At 45.4% G+C, this 17,825-nt stretch carries 17 protein-coding genes; 9 read left to right on the top strand and 8 right to left on the bottom strand.

Going from position 1 to position 17,825, the window contains the following annotated elements:
* The first annotated feature begins 2 nt into the window (after positions 1-2).
* The 3 genes from IEY18_RS13470 (at position 3) to ppk2 (ending at position 3,416) form a co-directional block, all read left to right on the top strand.
* A complete protein-coding gene (locus IEY18_RS13470) occupies positions 3-1,163 on the top strand; it encodes an ABC transporter permease (RefSeq protein WP_188921673.1) in 1,161 nt (386 codons plus the stop codon).
* A gap of 1 nt (position 1,164) precedes the next feature.
* Complete coding sequence (locus tag IEY18_RS13465) at positions 1,165-2,307, top strand: ABC transporter permease (protein ID WP_188921671.1); 1,143 nt, start codon at positions 1,165-1,167, stop codon at positions 2,305-2,307.
* 323 nt (positions 2,308-2,630) lie between these two features.
* Positions 2,631-3,416, top strand: coding sequence for a polyphosphate kinase 2 (gene ppk2 / locus IEY18_RS13460; RefSeq protein WP_188921669.1), 786 nt, complete (start codon positions 2,631-2,633; stop codon positions 3,414-3,416).
* 74 nt (positions 3,417-3,490) lie between these two features.
* Here ppk2 and yjgA read toward each other — a convergent pair whose 3' ends face one another.
* Positions 3,491-4,030, bottom strand: coding sequence for a ribosome biogenesis factor YjgA (gene yjgA, locus IEY18_RS13455; protein WP_188921667.1), 540 nt, complete (start codon positions 4,028-4,030; stop codon positions 3,491-3,493).
* A gap of 149 nt (positions 4,031-4,179) precedes the next feature.
* On the opposite strand from yjgA, the gene pmbA reads away from it, so the two are divergent.
* Positions 4,180-5,520 (top strand): metalloprotease PmbA, encoded by a 1,341-nt coding sequence (gene pmbA / locus IEY18_RS13450; RefSeq protein ID WP_188921665.1) that lies wholly within the window; start codon positions 4,180-4,182, stop codon positions 5,518-5,520.
* A gap of 212 nt (positions 5,521-5,732) precedes the next feature.
* Here pmbA and IEY18_RS13445 read toward each other — a convergent pair whose 3' ends face one another.
* Positions 5,733-6,593 (bottom strand): substrate-binding periplasmic protein, encoded by an 861-nt coding sequence (locus tag IEY18_RS13445; RefSeq protein ID WP_188921663.1) that lies wholly within the window; start codon positions 6,591-6,593, stop codon positions 5,733-5,735.
* Between the two features lie 142 nt (positions 6,594-6,735).
* Between IEY18_RS13445 and IEY18_RS13440 the strand changes: the two genes are divergently transcribed.
* Positions 6,736-6,939 (top strand): ribosome alternative rescue factor ArfA, encoded by a 204-nt coding sequence (locus tag IEY18_RS13440; RefSeq protein ID WP_188921661.1) that lies wholly within the window; start codon positions 6,736-6,738, stop codon positions 6,937-6,939.
* A gap of 11 nt (positions 6,940-6,950) precedes the next feature.
* On the opposite strand, the gene IEY18_RS13435 is transcribed toward IEY18_RS13440, so the two are convergent.
* Entirely contained in the window at positions 6,951-8,111 is a 1,161-nt protein-coding gene (locus tag IEY18_RS13435; RefSeq protein ID WP_229779901.1) for an MBL fold metallo-hydrolase, read from the bottom strand.
* Between the two features lie 335 nt (positions 8,112-8,446).
* On the opposite strand from IEY18_RS13435, the gene IEY18_RS13430 reads away from it, so the two are divergent.
* Positions 8,447-9,058, top strand: a complete 612-nt coding sequence (locus tag IEY18_RS13430; protein WP_188921660.1) for a TetR/AcrR family transcriptional regulator — start codon at positions 8,447-8,449, stop codon at positions 9,056-9,058.
* A gap of 66 nt (positions 9,059-9,124) precedes the next feature.
* Here IEY18_RS13430 and IEY18_RS13425 read toward each other — a convergent pair whose 3' ends face one another.
* On the bottom strand, positions 9,125-10,228 hold the full coding sequence (locus IEY18_RS13425; protein ID WP_188921659.1) for a phosphoribosylaminoimidazolesuccinocarboxamide synthase: 1,104 nt from the start codon (positions 10,226-10,228) through the stop codon (positions 9,125-9,127).
* A gap of 462 nt (positions 10,229-10,690) precedes the next feature.
* Between IEY18_RS13425 and IEY18_RS13420 the strand changes: the two genes are divergently transcribed.
* The 3 genes from IEY18_RS13420 to arsJ all read left to right on the top strand — a co-directional run bounded on the left by IEY18_RS13420 (position 10,691) and on the right by arsJ (position 13,535).
* Positions 10,691-11,023: a metalloregulator ArsR/SmtB family transcription factor gene (locus IEY18_RS13420; RefSeq protein WP_373290752.1), complete on the top strand. Its 333-nt coding sequence runs from the start codon at positions 10,691-10,693 to the stop codon at positions 11,021-11,023.
* A gap of 144 nt (positions 11,024-11,167) precedes the next feature.
* A complete protein-coding gene (locus IEY18_RS13415; protein WP_188921657.1) occupies positions 11,168-12,181 on the top strand; it encodes an ArsJ-associated glyceraldehyde-3-phosphate dehydrogenase in 1,014 nt (337 codons plus the stop codon).
* Between the two features lie 103 nt (positions 12,182-12,284).
* Complete coding sequence (arsJ, locus tag IEY18_RS13410; RefSeq protein ID WP_188921656.1) at positions 12,285-13,535, top strand: organoarsenical effux MFS transporter ArsJ; 1,251 nt, start codon at positions 12,285-12,287, stop codon at positions 13,533-13,535.
* Positions 13,536-13,613: 78 nt separating this feature from the next.
* Here arsJ and IEY18_RS13405 read toward each other — a convergent pair whose 3' ends face one another.
* The 4 genes from IEY18_RS13405 to IEY18_RS13390 all read right to left on the bottom strand — a co-directional run bounded on the left by IEY18_RS13405 (position 13,614) and on the right by IEY18_RS13390 (position 17,609).
* Positions 13,614-14,657 carry an inorganic phosphate transporter gene (locus IEY18_RS13405; RefSeq protein ID WP_188921655.1) on the bottom strand — a complete coding sequence of 348 codons (1,044 nt, stop codon included), beginning with the start codon at positions 14,655-14,657 and terminating at the stop codon, positions 13,614-13,616.
* A 13-nt stretch (positions 14,658-14,670) separates the two neighbouring features.
* Positions 14,671-15,339, bottom strand: coding sequence for a DUF47 domain-containing protein (locus IEY18_RS13400; RefSeq protein ID WP_188921654.1), 669 nt, complete (start codon positions 15,337-15,339; stop codon positions 14,671-14,673).
* Positions 15,340-15,416: 77 nt separating this feature from the next.
* On the bottom strand, positions 15,417-16,250 hold the full coding sequence (locus tag IEY18_RS13395) for a hypothetical protein (protein WP_188921652.1): 834 nt from the start codon (positions 16,248-16,250) through the stop codon (positions 15,417-15,419).
* A gap of 9 nt (positions 16,251-16,259) precedes the next feature.
* Positions 16,260-17,609: an OprO/OprP family phosphate-selective porin gene (locus tag IEY18_RS13390; protein WP_188921649.1), complete on the bottom strand. Its 1,350-nt coding sequence runs from the start codon at positions 17,607-17,609 to the stop codon at positions 16,260-16,262.
* Positions 17,610-17,825: the final 216 nt, after the last annotated feature.

Raw genomic sequence — 17,825 nt, 5'->3', positions numbered from 1 at the left:
CAATGACTAGCTTGATCAAACGTGAGCTTAAAGCGCTGTGGAACGATCCATGGCAACTTGCGTTAATTAGCTATATTCCACTACTGGGAATTTTTTGTATTTGGTGGCTGTTTAGCGCCGCTTTGCCGAGGCATCTTCCTGTTGCCGTGGTCGATATGGATAATACAAGCTTGTCCCGCAGTTTAACTCGACGTATCGAAGCCAACCCAGCGGCTAGGGTGTTGAGCTATTCAGATCTCGCAAGTGCCAAGCGTGCCATGTTGCAAGCGGATGTCTATGCGATGGTGGTGATCCCTCAATCGATTCGACGAGATATGTTAACCGGCCGACAACCCGGAATAGATATCCGTTATAACAGTCAGTTTTTGTTGGTTGGTAAATTGCTCTCGAGTCAGATCCAACAAAGCCTTGCTGATGGGCTTCGAGATGTTGCACGGCAAAAGCAACTGAGTATGGGGATCCCTAAGGTTCAAGCCGAGTTACAAATGCAGCCGCTGCAGACGCAGGTCACCGCACTGTATAACCACAATAGCAACTATGTGGTTTTTTTACTGCCACCGGTTTTGATTGCCTTGGGTCAGCTGATGGCGATGCTTATCTTTGCGAATAGCCTCAACCGAGAGCTGCGACAAAATACGATGCGAGACTGGTTTTCCCACGGCATTTGGCGTGGTATTGGGGTAAAAGCTATCGTTTATGTGCCGTTAGTGGTGATGCAAGGGCGATTGATTTTGGCTTTGCTGTATCAGTTTCTTGGTTTACCGCTTGCGGGAACTTTTGGGCAATTATTGGTTGCACAGTTGGTGATGCTCGTGGCCATTTGGTTACTGGTTGTGGCTATTTTCTTTCTATTGCAAGACTGTGCTCGAGTGATTAGTTTTTGCTCTGCATTATTTGCGCCAGCCTTTCCATTTATGGGCATTACTTTTCCCACCCATGATATGCCGATGCTGGCACAATGGTGGCGAAAGTTAATGCCGTCAAGTCACTACATCGATAGTCACATTGGTTTAGTGAGTTACGGTCAGGCATGGCCACAGTTATTCGAGCAGCTTACCGATTATTGGGGTTATAGTTTGTTAATTCCCCTTATCATTGTGCTTGCCATTAAGGTTAGGGATGGCATTTTTGCTGATCAAAACGCTTTAGCTGGTGGTGTCTAGCATGAGTTTTATTCAATTAGTGCTGCATGAATTACGCGCGATTGTTCAAGACAAAGCCATTGCCGTGACCTTGTTTGGCGGCGTCCTTTTCTATTCAGTGCTATATCCATTGCCTTATAGTTATGAAGTGCCGACAGAGCAGAAGTTAGTCGTTGTTGACCAAGATAATTCGTCTTTAAGCCGTAAAGTGACGCGACATGCTGACGCAAGCCCAAAACTACAGGTTGTCGCCAAACTCGCCAGTTTACCCGAGGCGCAACGATGGATTGAGTTAGGCAAGGCCCACGGCGTGCTCCATATTCCACAAGGATTCAGGCGTGACTTGATGCTAAACCGGGGAGTTACCTTAGGTTATGGTGGTGATGCGAACTTTTTTCTGGTCTATTCCGCGGTTATTGAAGGTCTCGTCTCTGTCGGACGTAATGCCCAGCAATATGTGCAGTTTATTGGGCTGTTGGCAAAAGGGAATGACCCCAAAGTGGCCAAGGTCACTTTAAATCCGATTGAGTTGAATAGTGTGCCAGTATTTAATCCAAACCTTGGCTATATGGGCTACGTGGTGCCAGGGGTGTTGCTCCTCGTGCTGCATCAAACCTTGTTAATCGGCACTGGTATTCTTGGCGCGGGTCAATGGCGTCATTCTGGCTATTGGTCATCAGTGCACCCGTTGCAGTTGGTTTTAGGCCGCCTTGTTGCATTTGGCTTGATTTACAGCACATTTGCCAGTTATTACCTCGGGTGGTGTGCCTATTTTTACGGTCTCAGATCCTTGGCTACTTTAAGCCAGTTGGCGCTGTTTATGCTGCCGTTTCTCCTCGCGACTTGTGCAGCCGGAATTGCATTTAGCTGTGCATTTGTTAGACGAGATTTACCCACACAGTTCATGTTGGTGATCTCAATGCCTATCCTCTTTTTAACCGGGTTTATCTGGCCGCTGGAGCTCATACCAGAGCCATTGGTGATGGGGTCGCAGCTCATGCCAGGTGTACCTGGAATCATGGCTATCATCAAGCTGAATCAAATGGGTGCACCCTGGGAGAGCGTTGCCGATGTTTGGCTGCAATTATGGGGGCTATTCGTACTGTATTTTGCGATTGCATTGATAGGGGTCCACTGGCGTCGAGGCCAGCTAGAGGCTCACTAAATTTTACAGAGTTTCCTCAAGTGCAGTCCAATTATTGCGATGCGCTTGATGCTGTTTTTCTTGATGAAAAGCGCAAGGAATAAGCCCTGCGCTTTCTTTTCTGCTCATTACCTCTCGACTCGCTGTCGTGCGAGCACCGCTCTGATTACATCTTATTGAAAAATAAAGGTGGAAAACTCGTCAATTGTTCAAAAAATAACTAAAGTTATGGGTACGAGGTGAAGATACAGTATGCATAGCCAAGTGTTTTTTGAGCGTTTCGCCATGAGTTCACTACGCTATGCGCTTCAACAACTGGACAAAATCTTTGACAGGGGGATGACATGGTTAGGATGAACAAAAAGCTCTATGAAAAAGAGTTGGTTCGATTACAGATTGAACTGGTGAAATTACAAGAGTGGGTGAAGCAAGAAGGCTTAAAAATCGTTGTGATATTTGAAGGTCGAGACGCTGCCGGAAAGGGGGGGGTCATCAAACGAATAATGGAGCGACTTAATCCGCGGATTTGTCGAATTGCAGCGCTCGCGACGCCGACTGAAAGAGAGAAAAGCCAATGGTACTTCCAGCGTTATGTTGCTCATCTGCCTTCGGCCGGTGAAATCGTATTGTTTGACCGGAGCTGGTATAACCGAGCCGGAGTCGAGAAGGTGATGGGCTTCTGTACCGATGATGAATATGAAGAGTTTCTTCGATCATGTCCAGAGTTTGAGCGTATGTTACAGCGCTCTGGGATTGTACTTTTAAAGTATTGGTTTTCTGTTTCTGATGAAGAACAAGAGAAACGCTTTCGAGAGCGAATTAACACGCCGATTAAGCGCTGGAAATTTAGTCCTATGGATCTTGAGTCTCGAAATCGTTGGGCTGAATACTCTGAAGCAAAAGATAAAATGTTTACTTATACCGATGGACGTCAGTGCCCTTGGTGGGTTGTCCCCTCTGATGATAAACGTCGAGCTCGTTTAAACTGTATCAGTCACTTACTTGAGCAGGTCGATTATCAAGAAGTGGTCCACCCACCGATTGAACTGCCGGATATCAATAAAGAAGGCTACATTCGTTCGCCTCTTGATAATCAATTGTTTGTACCAGATAAATATGAAACGGAATAAAGTAAAAAGCCTGCATTGAAGCAGGCTTTTTTATCCGGGTGGCTTTCTTAGCCATTCGTAGCCTGCCGCGGTGGCTAGCCAGTCATTTCTGCGCGAATGTACTTGAATAGTTCCTTCGCCGATTTTGATTCAGCTTGCGGATTTTTAGTCTGCTCTTTTTTGGTTTGACGAATGAGCTGGCGCAGTTTTTGGCGTTCAAGCTGAGGATAAGTCTCGAGAACCTTTTGTACTTCCGAATCCCCCTCTGCGATTAAACGCTGGCAGGTTTTTTCAGTAATTTGGTTCTTTGCGCATTCATGGTTGTCTTTATTCAACGCGTGATCGAGTGAGAGACGCAAAGCATCTAAATCTACAGTACGCATGAGTTTGCCAATGTATTGTAAATGGCGACGGTATGCTTCCGTTTTAGCCTTAATCGTCTTGGTTTTTAGAATATTGTCGTACAGGAGTTCATCCATTTCGATTTTATCAAGCTGAGATTTACTCAGCGTGACCAAACGCTCTCCAAGCTTTTGGATCTCAGCGCTCTCCTTTTTCAGATCACTGCGACTAACGTATTCGTCATCATGATCATAGGGTTGCTTGAAATGTTCTGAGTCACCAACAATATTCATATAAAAAATCTCTTAAATCTTAAGTCATTATCGAGACAATAATAGCATTTTTAACGAATCTTCGCCTAGTTGCCATTTACAGTTAATTAATGAGATTGCGCTATCGGTTTGATATGCTTAGTACACGATTGAAAAATGAAGGTCTTTCTGTGTCTGGAAATAGAATTGACGCTGAGCTCGCTTCACTGAAAGAAGCGGTTGGTGTTGCGTTAGAATACGCGGATGAGTTAGGAACAAGCGCAGCAGAAGTTGCAATTAGTAAACAGCAAGGGCTTTCCGTCTCGACGCGTTTGCAAGAAGTGGAAACCGTTGAATTTAATAAGGATGGTGCGCTCGGCATCACTTTATATCGAGACGGTTGTAAAGGGAGCTCATCGACTTCAGATCTAAGCCCTGAAGCAATCCAACGAGCTGTAAAAGCTGCGGATGATATTGCCAAATATACATCGAGCGACCCTTGTCATGGCCTTGCCGAGGCGTCTTTGATGGCTCAAGACAATCAAGATTTGCAACTCTATTACCCAGAAGCAGTGACCGCAGATGAGCTGGCGCAGTTGGCAGCCAAATCAGAAGCCATTGCCATGGCTGCAGATCCCCGGATTAAAAATTCAGATGGCGCGAGTGCGAATGCACACAGTGGTATCAAGGTCTATGGTAATAGCCATGGCTTTTTAAATGGCTACTGTAGTACTCGCTATAGCTTAAGTTGTGTTGTCATTGGCGAAAGTGATGGCAATATGCAGCGCGATTACGACTATACAGTAGCCCGCCGGTTCGCTGATTTATGGACGCCAGAGGCCGTTGGTAAAAAGGCCGCAGAAAAAACACTTGGTCGTCTCGGGGCTCGGAAAATCGGGACAACAAGCCTTCCGGTATTGCTTGCACCAGAAATTTCGACCGGTCTCGTTGGTCATTTGGTTGGGGCGATTAGTGGTAGTAGTTTATATCGTAAGTCGAGCTTCTTACTTGATAGCCTTAACACTCAGCTGTTTCCAGATTGGTTTAGTATTCAAGAGCAGCCGCATTTACTCGGTGGGCTTGCGAGCGCCCCATACGATAGCGAAGGGGTTGCGACTAAAGATCGAAAAATCATTGATGATGGCGTTTTAGCGACGTATTTGCTGACAAGTTACTCAGCCCGTAAATTGGGCATGTGCAGCACAGGTCATGCTGGTGGTATATATAACTGGACTCTATCGGATACTGGCCATAGTTTTGAGGATATGATTAAAACCATGGACAAAGGCATTATTGTCACAGAGGTCATGGGGCAAGGTGTGAATATGGTTAATGGCGACTATTCACGAGGTGCAGCTGGCTTCTATGTCGAAAATGGCCAAATTCAATTTCCTGTCGAAGAAATCACCATCGCTGGTAATTTAAAAGATATGTTTGCTGGGATTGTGGCTGTCGGTAAAGATAGAGATTTACGATCATCGATCCGCACCGGTGGCATTTTACTCAGTGAGATGAAGATTGCTGGCAATTAGTGGCGCTTAGTCGCCATTTTTTGTGGAAAGGGAAGGACGCCATGAATGATTGAAACATCTGAATCGATGTTTCAATCGTTTATGCGCAGATTGCAATAAAACGAGCTTCAATTCGAAGCTCGTTTTTTTGTGCGTTTTTAAACTTGAACGTTCACAGTAGAGTTGAGGTGTTCAGCGGCGCTTCTTGGGGTCAGTTAGGTGCCTGATAGTTTCTAATTTGCAACGTGAGTCGCATAGCGCTTTTGATTATTGTTGAAATAGAGGTCTCTCAATTTTACCGTGATCCCAAGTTGATGCATCCGCGATAGCGACTTAGCAAATTGATTTGCTTTACTCGAAACCAGCAACTTCTCCGGTTGGTTGGTCGGGCTGAGAGGCTGTTTACGGTCATAGTCCGCGTTAGGTTCTGAGGCATAGTAAGGGCTCATTTTTGAAAAGCCCAAATACATTTTGTTGTTATTGACACAGCATTTATGGTGGATTTTAATTTCTGGATTCGGAAATTGGGTCAAGTGATAACGGATACTTGCTTCTTCATAAATAAAAAAGTCACCACTTTTCTGCAGTATCAATTCAATGGCGGTTCTAATGTCCATCTCTGGAGGCTGACGCGTTGACAAATGTTTTGGCAATCCACCATCGATATGACTACCCGGCGCGATCAACAAGGTTTTATTTCGAGTTAACAGTTGGTTTATATCGGTCACTTCAGGATCTTGGCGACGACTAATACCGATTTGGTTACTGGGGAGCCCATTCGCGATAAAGTGCGCGATCTTGTTGCGCTTCGGCGAGTAATTTAAGTTGGGATAGAAATCAATACGCCCAAACTCGAGCTCCCTAAGGATGCGTTTTTTTGGCGCGCGCAATATCTCTAGACGACAACCGATTCGTTTTGCTGCCTTGTCATACAAATCAAAATAAAAGCCGTCATTACTCGGGGCTTTTTGGATATAAGGTAGGCGCTCGCTAGTCCGGTAACCCATAGTTAATACACACTGTTTTGCAAAGGCGCTTGGGAGCCAAAGTAGACCTATAAAACATAAAAGTGGGTATTTCATTTTCTTAAGCATAAAGATCAATCCTTGACGATGAGCTTAAATTTGAATCAACGGTATAGTGTATAGTATAGCCTTGGTATAAAAATGAATCTAATTCGCATTTTATTGCTTGGTTAGATTACAATGTGCTCGCTTTTAAAACGGAGAACTATTTATGGCAAAGCGTAAACCTGAGCCCCATGATTATGACCACGGTCGGGGACAAATTTATGACAATGCGTTAAAGGCGGTGGTGACCAGTCCACTGTTTAAAACGAGAACTGAAAGACCTAAAAAAGGGAAAGGTTCATACAACCGGAAGGGGCATAAGCTGAAGGGCTATGCCCCTTTTGATTGGGCGTTTGTTTTTAGTGGGTAAAAACCCTGCGCTTAAGTAACAGGCTGCAGTACCTCTGCTGATTGTGTAGCGTCTTTATTGTTCGGAGCCTTGTGAATGACATCGACAAAATTTGGATCGAGTTGTCGCCACCATCGTTGTTGATGATCCTGATTTTCTAGAACATGGGCTTGTTGTAGTTCATTTAAACGGATAGGCGCCCCCATCAGCGGCGTAAGTACGACCTCATTAGACGCACTCGCCAACTGTACTAATTGCTCTAAGGGCTCATACCAAGGATGCATTGCTAAATCAAAAGTGCTGTTATGAACAGGTAACAGACGTTTTCCTTTTAAATCGATATGCGCTTGTAAAGTTTGTTGTGGATGCATGTGGATATCTGGCCAGTCTTTATCGTAAGCACCAGTTTCCATGAGTGTGATATCAAAGGGGCCGAATTGCTCGCCTATTTGCTTAAACCCGTCAAAATAACCGCTGTCACCACTGTAAAAAATATTTGCACTCTCACTTTTAAACACCCAAGACGCCCACAGTGATTGATCGGTGTCTGTCAGGCCACGGCCTGAGAAGTGTTGTGCTGGCGTTGCCGTGATTGCTAGTTTGCCAAGGTGCGTGGTCTGCCACCAATTCAGCTCTTGAACTTTATCGGGATCGACTCCCCATTTGATCAAGGTGTGTTTAACGCCCATCGGCACCACAAAGTGTGCAACTCGAGCGTGGATTTGGCGGATTGTATCGTAATCTAAATGATCATAGTGATTGTGGGAAATGACCACTCCTTGAATAGAAGGTAAATCCTTGAGACTTATAGGAGGTTGATGGAAGCGAGCAGGACCGGCCCATTGTACAGGGGAGGCTCGTTTTGAAAACACGGGATCAATTAACCATGTTTCTCCCGAAAAATTCATCAATATGCTCGAGTGGCCTAAACGATAGATAAGGGTATTCACAGATTGTTGCAATGCTTCGATAGGTATCACCTCTACTGGAACCGGATGTTCAGGTATTGCCGCAATACGCTTCTCCGTCATATAGCGCCATAAAATACTGCCAAGTTTACTCATATCTTGCACGACGCTCGTATCTTGATTGTGGAACTTCCCATCCAAGAACATCGCTGGTGGCTGACTTGTTTTGTGTGTACGAATAACGGATTGCTGGAGCTCAGCAGCATTTGTTGAATTAAGCTTCATAAAAAATAGTCCTAAACATAAACTGAGCAATAGCCCAATCAAACTTGCAATGAAAAGAGTGCGCATCGTGTTCTCTGTTGAAACTCCGGTTTCAGCCCTGAAGGTCATGTGTCGCGAACTCTGGGGCTGGTCTTGTTGCATAAACATATGACCTGTTTTTCAGTCCACAAGTAAACTACACTGAGTAGTTTACTTGTGGGTTTGTGAAAAGTAAACTGCGTAGTGTAATATTTATGGGTAAATGATATGCTTATCGGCAAAAATGAAGCCGCTGGCTTGCGAAAGATGGCCTGTAGTCAGCTAAAAACTCTAAAGTAAGATAAGGAACGCCACCATTGAATTCCCAAAAGCTCACATTGACTGAGCGTAAACGTCTAGCAATTATTGATGCTGCGATAGAAGAGTTCCATGAATGTGGTTTTCAAGGTTCGAGCATGGATAAAATTTCAGCGAGAGCCCAAGTGTCGAAACGGACGGTTTACAATCACTTTGCTAGCAAAGAAGTGCTTTTTTCAGAAATCATGGCGCAAGTATGGGAAAAAGCGCTCGCTGCGACTTGCTATCCTTATAGCAAGACGGCACCGCTAGCGACTCAGCTTTATGACATAGCGATGCAGGAGGCGGCGTTATTGAGATCTGAAGCGCACATGCGTATGTCGAGACTCGTGATTGCGGAGTGTTTTCATTCTGCTGACATGGTGCAGCAAAATTTGGCGAAATTGAGTGTTGCTGAAAGTGGCCTCATTGTTTGGTTAAAAGCCGCGCAGGAGGATGGGCGTTTAAAGCCACTTGATTATGAAATGGCATCAACACAATTTATTGGACTAATAAAGTCTTTTGCATTTTGGCCGCAAGTGATTACACAAGCACCACAGCTTGATGATGCTGCGACAAAAGCGATTGTTGAGTCTTCCGTTTCAATGTTTTTAAAGCAATATCAGGCTTAATTGATTTTGTTTTAGCAACTAAAAAGGCGCCATTCGGCGCCTTTTTAACCTGAGATATTGTGATGACTAAACAATTAAGTCGTAATCATTTTTTAAAATTTCGATAATTTCTGCTTTCGGGTTTTGCGACAACTCGAGTTTTTCACCGGTAATTTTTTCGGCAATATCGATATAAGTCGCAGAAACCTTCATCATCACTTCGGTTGGTAGCGCGTTGTCATTTGCGAGTGCGCTACGCTCATCCATGCGATCTTTGTTGAGCAAAACATCAGGATCTGGGAAGTGATTCAATAGCATTTGGCGGAAACCTTCTTTTGAATTCTCTACGACCTTCCCATAGCGGTAGGCTGGACCATCCCATATGCGAGATGAATCAGGAGTGCCGACTTCGTCCATGTAAATGAGTTTTGACTGGCCATTTACATCGTTGACATAGCCAAATTCGAACTTAGTGTCGACAAAAATTTGGTCAAGGCTACCGAGAGCCTTTTCAATTACAGCGAAGCCTTCAGATAACAGTTTCTCATAAAGTGCAATGTCTTCATGTTTCTCAAACTTGAATGCTTCATAGTTGTTTTCAATATCAGAGCGAGTGATGTTGACGTCATCTTGCTCTGGTACACCAGGAATGCCACTCAAGATACCTTTAGTGGATGGCGTCATTAACAGCTCTGGTAACTTTTGGTCTTTTTGTAAACCTTCAGGCAGTTCAATCCCACAGAAGTTACGTTCGCCCTTGGTATACGCACGCCACATTGAGCCCGTGATGTACTGTCGGCAAATCGCTTCAATCATAATTGGACGTGCTTTTTGCACAATCCAAACAAAAGGGTGTGGAATATCTAGAATATGGCTATCTGCTAACCCTTGCTCTTTAAAAAGCTTAAACCAGTGGTTAGAAATAGCATTGAGCGCTGCGCCTTTACCGGGAATACCTTGCATGCCGCCTTCGCCATGGAAGATGCAATCAAACGCCGAGATTCGATCGCTGATGACCATAATCGCAAGGGGAGTATCGGCAGGGACATCATAGCCTTTTTGTTCAATCAAACGACGGCTATCGGCTTCGGTAAGCCAATAAACACTACGGACTTTGCCACTGTGCACTGGGTCGTTAGTACGGATGGGTAAATCATTGTTAACAGCTAGAACTGAATCGGCAAGACTCATGACGAGTAGACCTCTGAATGGTTTGAGTAGGGTAGTGCTTTCGTTGCCCAGCCTCTCTTACTGCTGAACACGAAATGATTTCTTTTGTATTTATGTTTGCTGGGCTCGATTCAATAGGCGGCTTGATTATTGTAAACCCTGCATAAGCCAGATGAATCAACCTGCCAACTAAAGTGGAGATATTTTACCTGTCTTTGCAGAATTTTCCATGGGTAATTTCGGGATTGTTTGATTACAAAAACAGACAACAAACGGGCAACGTTTGCCCGGATGTATGTGGTTTTTACTTAGAAGCGAGTGCAATTCTTTATCGGTGGGTCACACTTTATGGATTAACTTGTAATAAAGGTGTTATTAAATGCATGTTTTGTGGTTTCATCATGAGCGACTTTAAATTGGTGCTTTCTATGCAGTGCCAAATCATGAACAATAGAACTTTCGGTTTAGTGTAGGAGCCCAATGATAAGCCCCACAGTTTGTTTCAAATCTTTGTCAGATGAAACACGACTCAAATGCGTGCTGCTCATTATGCAGCATGAAGAACTGTGTGTGTGTGAGCTCATGGCTGCTTTAAATGATATTCAACCGAAAATCTCTCGTCATCTAGCAAAGCTGAGACAAAATGGTTTGTTGGTGGATCGTCGCCAAGGCCAATGGGTTTATTACCGTATCAATCCCGAACTCCCGGAGTGGGCTTGCCAAGTCTTGGCCGAAACCAGCCGTGAAAACCAGTCTTTTATTAAGCAAGAGCAATTCAACCTATTGCACATGCAAGAGCGACCTATTCGCGAATAATCCTTGAGCAAATCTCAGCATTATTGTTAAAAAGTGCTTTATGATATGCGTTTTACCATATATTATCGGTCAGTATATTCTGTGCTTTCTATGAAGCATTTAAGAGGGTGATGCGCGTTAGCCCAAACAAAACCTGAGGTAAGTATGACAATTAAAATTGGTATCAATGGATTTGGCCGTATGGGTCGACTCGCATTACGTGCTGCTTGGCAGTGGGACGATGTTGAATTTGTTCAGATTAATGACCCTGCAGGGGATGCAGCGACGCTAGCGCATTTACTTGAGTTTGACTCAGTGCATGGCCGCTGGGATCACGCTGTAACGGCTGACGGCAATCAAATCGTGATTGGTGGCAAGGCGATTCAAACGTCGCGCAATATGGAAATTGGACAAACCGATTGGTCTCGTTGTGATTTGGTCATTGAAGCTTCGGGTGTGATGCGCCAAAAGGACAAACTGCAGACCTACCTCGATCAAGGTGTAAAACGCGTTGTCGTTACTGCACCGGTCAAAGAAGACGGGATTTTGAATATCGTGATGGGGGTGAATGATGATCTTTATGATAAAGACAAATATCCTATCGTGACCGCGGCCTCTTGTACTACAAACTGCCTAGCACCAGTGGTTAAAGTGCTGCATCAGAAGATTGGCATTAAGCATGGCTCAATGACGACCATTCACGACATTACCAATACGCAAACGATTTTGGATGCGCCTCACAAAGATCTACGTCGTGCCAGAGCTTGTGGTCAGAGCTTAATTCCGACGACAACTGGCAGTGCGACAGCGATTACTCATATTTTTCCAGAGCTAAAAGGCAAGTTGAATGGCCATGCGGTTCGTGTGCCGTTGGCCAATGCATCCTTGACCGATTGTGTGTTCGAAATGCAACGTAGCGTTACAGAGGCGGAAATTAATCAGTTGATGCAAGAAGCTGCCGAAGGGGAACTTGCTGGCATTCTCGGTTATGAAACTCGTCCACTCGTGTCGGTGGATTATAAAACTGATCCTCGTTCAAGTATTGTCGATGCGCTATCGACAATGGTTATCAATGGCACGCAGCTGAAACTATATGTGTGGTATGACAATGAGTGGGGATATGCGAACCGTACTGCGGAGTTGGCGCGTAAAATCGGTCGTCTTGATCAGAAAGCTTAGATAGTGCGCATTGACTAACATGCGCCTGTGCAATGCGCATAAATATGATGTGCGACAAATAAATGATGAATGAAATAGAGAAGTGAACCACATGGGTCTGAGCATGCTTCGTAACCTGTCCCCTGCAATTCGTCAGTACTTGATTGTGACTGGCAATTATTGGGCGTTCACGCTGACAGATGGTGCACTACGTATGTTGGTCGTGCTGCACTTTCACCAACTCGGTTACAGCCCATTAGCAATTGCCATGTTGTTCCTTTTCTATGAGTTTTTTGGCGTGGTCACCAATTTACTGGGTGGCTGGCTTGGTGCTCGATTTGGTCTTAATCGCACCATGAACCTTGGGTTGGGGATGCAAGTCATTGCATTGTTCATGCTTATGGTTCCAAACGATTTTCTTTGGTCTGCAATGGCAGGAGTGCCTTGGGTCATGGCTGCGCAAGCGCTTTCTGGCATAGCTAAAGATCTCAATAAAATGAGTGCCAAGAGCGCCATAAAACAATTGGTTCCGAAAGGAGAGGAAGGGCAATTATATCGCTGGGTAGCTTTGCTAACCGGCTCAAAAAACGCCTTAAAAGGGGTTGGTTTCTTTCTTGGCGGTGCCTTGCTCAGCTGGTTTGGCTTCCACGGTGCTTTGACCTTGATGGCGACGGCTCTCGGCTTGGTCTGGCTCTATAGTGTGTTCAGCCTTGGGGAGGACTTGGGTAAAGCCAAAACTAAGCCTAAGTTTTCCGAGATGTTCTCTAAGAGCCGTTCGGTCAATGTACTTTCAGCTGCGCGTCTATTTTTGTTTGCCTCACGGGATGTTTGGTTTGTGGTGGCCTTGCCGGTGTTCTTAGCCAGTGAAATGGGCCTGCCCCATAGTTTGGTCGGAGGCTTTCTCGCCGCTTGGGTGATAGGTTATGGCGTGGTGCAATCATTTGCGCCTAAGTTTACTGGCACTGAGCGAAACCAAGCTGATACAAATAAGTGCCAAATGCCCGATGGCCGCAGTGCCATGATTTGGGTGGGGTTATTAGCATTTCTTCCTGCTGCGATTGCTATAGCAATGGGACTTGGTTTTGATCCACTATGGAGCGTGATCATCGGCTTGCTTGCTTTTGGTGTGGTGTTTGCCGTTAACTCATCCTTGCATAGCTACTTAATTGTTAGCTATGCCAAAGATGATGGGGTGTCCCTCGATATCGGTTTCTACTATATGGCTAATGCTATGGGGCGTTTATTGGGCACTGTATTATCTGGCTGGCTCTATCAAGGGTATGGCTTAACGGCTTGCTTGTATGTATCAACCGCCATGCTATTGCTGACGTGTTTGATTTCGATTGCACTGCCGCGTCATGCCGCGGTCAGCTAAATCAAGATGCGAAATGAAGAAATGGAGCCAAATGGCTCCATTTTTGTAGAGGAATAAATAAGTTCGTTGAGCAAAGTGTTAAACCACAACTTGGCTAAAGATATTTTGCACTAGGTATAAACCAATCACACAAGCGATGGTCGATAAGATTGGCGTGATTACCCAGCCAGATAGAATGCGTAGCAGCATGCGCCACTGGATTGGTAATCGCTTGAGTAGCCCAATACCGACGACTGCGCCAATCACTGCCTGGGAGCTAGAAACGGGTACCAAGGGAATGGGGGGTAAACCTAAGGCGACCGCGGTGTCCGACAAGCCCTGGGATGCAAATATAAACAGCACGATGGAGTGGGCCATGACCACAACCCAGGCGGTGACTGGCGTCATAGCAATAAGGTTGTCTCCAACAGTCAACATGACTTTTTTAGAGTAGGTAAATACACCAATACTTATTGCTATTGCGCCAAAAAAGAACAGCTGCATTGCCGGACTAAAATGGAGACCAAACCACACGCTCTCTTCCAGTGGTGAGCTTCTGACAAAGACGCCCATCACGTTGGCAATATTATTGGCGCCTAGGCTATAGGAGCCAAATGCACCGGCGGTAATTAGGCCTAATCGGGTCCAAAAATCTAGTGAGAACAACCCGGGTCTGAGCCAGTCTATCAAGCGATTGACGCCTTTATAGAGCAGTACTGCAGTAATTGCAGCAAGGATTGGGCACATCACCCAAGTAGAGACAATTTTGCTTAATATTTTCGGATCGGTTTGCATGCCGCTAAATAGGTTCCAGCCAATAATTGCACCCACAATGGCTTGTCCGGTTGAAACCGGCAGGCCAGACTTTGTCATCAAATACACAGTACTTGCTGCTGAAAGCGCCACGGTAAATGCGCCGCCAAGGGCTGATACCTTGCCTAGGGCTCCCAGGGTATGGGATGCGCCGGCGCCGCTAATCACCGCGCCTAAAACCACCATTATGGAGCAGATAATCGCCGCCGTAGAAAAGCGCACCATGCGGGTACCAACAGCGGTGCCAAATACATTTGCCGCATCATTGGCGCCAAGCGACCAACCTAAAAATAAACCACTGGAAAGAAAGATTGCGAAGGTTAAATCCATAAGCCCTCCTCTGCTATTGCATGCGTTTTAAGGTGAAGATTGAGATACGATCACTAATGTCCTCGGCCTGGCTGGCGACTTGATCAATGCGATCGAAGAAGTAGCGCAGCTGCACTTTGTTGACTAGTGGCAAGTCGGTTTCAAACAGTTTGGTTTTAGCGCGGGTGCAGCAGGTATTGGCATCGCTTTCAAACAGAATGACTTTTTGGTGGTATTCCTGTACGCGGCGTAGATCGCTTAAAAAGCTGCGGGCACAGAGCAAGGTGTGATCTATCGTGTTGCCAACAGCTTCAAGCAGCTCCATCAGCTCAGCATGTACCGACAGTGGAATGTCAGGCCGCTCGATTTGCAGGTGCAAGCCAATGGTTTCTTGCTGGTTAATCAGTCGGTCGGCGGTTTCAATCAGCAAGGCTACATCTGAGCGCAGATCCGGGATCAAAGTCTTACGATAGAGGGTATTTTCAATTTCCCGGCGTAAATCGTCAGCTTGTTTTTCAACATCTTGTAACTCAGCCAAGGCAACCACAAAGGCTTCGCTTTCGGCGCCGTGGCGTAAATAGTGTTGCCATAGCTGCACAAATTTGTGCTGCGCGAGCGTGATGTGGTCAAAGAATTCATAGATTTGTGCTTCAGTTGACTGGCTTTGCGAAAGCAAAGAGGTCACCCGAGATAGGCCAAACATAGGCATCTCCTGTGTAAACTAAATGTGGAAAAGAGAGCCATACCTCTGAGAGCGCAGGTATGGCTCTAAAGCGGGGGTTATCGATTAAACCCTGGGGTCATCTTGAATGTTGATTTGGTCTTAGAGCCTTGATGTCCTTTGTCCGCTAAACCAGTGGCGCTGACTTTTTCAGCCAGTAGCTTGTATGCTTGATCAAGCTCGGCTTTATCGGCGGCGCTGCCTTTGAATGAGAACTCGGCAAACGTGACTCTGGGCTTACGGTAATATGGCGTCCAGATTTGAAAATCGATTTCTAGATTGTCATATTTCGAGTTCTTCAGTGCGCCTTCCCAGCCATGGGTGCGCATGACGATGGTTTGAATTAGCTTGCCTTTGGCTTGTTGATAGCTGGGCTGCAATTTGGGCCAAATATCATCATTGCCTTTTAAGAGGGCAAACACCTTGTCAAAGTCTACCCGCTTCACATCAATGTCCGCCGGTGAGTACTTCATGTCATAGCTTACGCTGTAAGCCGCCTTGTTTTTGGTAAAGTCAATTTCAGCCTTGGAGTAGTCATCTAGTTCGCCGAACCCTTGTGGATCGGCAGCCCTAAATTTAACCGTGACCTTACTCTTTCTCGGCTTGGTCATATGCTCTCGCACGCGGATATAGATGTTGTTCTTGGCAAAGATGCGGTCAGGGGTATCAATAAAGGTGACCCACTTTTCCGATAATTTGTCTTCCATATCCAAAAAGCTAAATTGCTGTTTAAAGGCGTAAGTGAGCTCGGTTGCTGCGTAGGGTAGGGTGTTATCTACCCCAGTATTGACATGATATTCCAATTGACTAAACGCATCTTTGGGTAAGGCTAAAGCGGCGCTGCTACAACCACAAATTAGTAAGCCTAAGCATATATTTGTATATCGGTTCATAGGACGCTCCTAGAAGGCAAATTGCAGTCTGGCTTGAATGATATTGGTATCTTGCTCAGTGGCATCATCCATGTTGCTTTGCGGGTTGTCATATTCAGCTTCAGCATAAACATAGTTCAGCTGCAGCTTGAGGTTGTCTTCCATATACCAGTTTAAACCAAGTACATAGTCAGTCATTTCACCGCCATCTATATCTGCCGATGCGTCGCTAAAGTTAGCTTGATCCATTCTTAGCGCAATTTCCCATGCACCTAAGCCGCCTTCAGATAATGGTTTGTTAGGACGGATGGCCTTGAAGGTACCTTTTTTGTTTTTATAGCCCCACTTCTCTCCGGTCAGTACATAGCTGGCCATCAGGTAATAGGCATCTACATCAATGCTAGGGTCTTCAACTTGATCGGCACTGGCTTTGACATATTCAGTTTGTAAGCGTAAGCCACGATACTGATAGGCAGCTTCCAGGCCATAATGCATGGTGCTCTCAGCATCAAACTTGCCGGTATCGATAATGCGACCTGTTGGTCGGCTACTTGGTCGAGCACGGTAACGGGTTTCTAATGCATCATCATTGTGATGGCTATAGAGTAAGCTGGCACCAAGATGCAATAAGTGACCGTCACTGGCAATTGGCGTGCCTGTTATACGGGCATTAACTACGCTCAGTTTTGGATTTGTCACATCATCTTCATCGGAATCATCAACGCCAAAATCAACGCCATAGCCTAAATGTGCGGCAAAGTTATCGCTAACATAACGGTATTGCAGACCTACAGCGCGATCAGGAGCAAAGCGGTCTACCACACTGCGCTCTAGCATAACTAAGCGGCTTGAGCTTTGGGTTGATTCCATACCAAATGCATATTTTTGGAAGCCAATCACAAGTTGTGAGTCATCCCAACCTTTATAGGTGACATTGGCGTCTTTTAAATCAACTTCATTATCAGCGAAATCGAATTCAATTTCGTATTCCCAGTCGCGGGCGAAATAGCCTTCTACGCCAAAGCGAAGACGGCGAATGCTGGTATCGCTAAAACCTTCTTCAAGCTCACGCTTTTTGCCTGTGTACATATCGTCAGCGTGGACATAGTCAGTCTGAATTCGGCCCTTAAAGTTCATGGTGGAGCGACCATCTTTAGAGACGAATTCAGGTGCTGGCGTTTTGCTAGAAAACTTAACTCTGTCTACTTTCTTGGCGGCATCTTTCGCTTCGATTAAATCTGCTTCAAGCGCGTCAATGCGTTGCTCGAGTTGTTTAATGCGGTCATCTTCACTTGCATAGGTCACTGGGGCGAATCCAGCCAATGATGCTGAGATTGAGACTGCGATGATTGTTAGGGGCGTCAGTAGTGTTTTAGCCATAATCTTCATTCTCCGAAGGAGTTGTTTTATATGCGACAAAAATTAGGTTTTGTCTGTTGCGGACAGAGTACGATTTTTATGCGGGGTAAAACGTGATCTGGCTCAATTAATCTCAACTTAATCGTACACTTTTGCTCGCATTTTTATTTGTGTAAATTGAAATCGATTTAAGTGTTTATACGGCGGAAAGCCTTGTGCCTTGGCGGTTTGCCAATT

It is taken from the genome of Shewanella gelidii, from assembly GCF_014647855.1.
GTDB lineage: Bacteria > Pseudomonadota > Gammaproteobacteria > Enterobacterales > Shewanellaceae > Shewanella > Shewanella gelidii.
The sequence above is the reverse complement of the archived record's forward strand: the minus strand, read 5'-3'. Positions and strand labels throughout refer to the sequence as shown.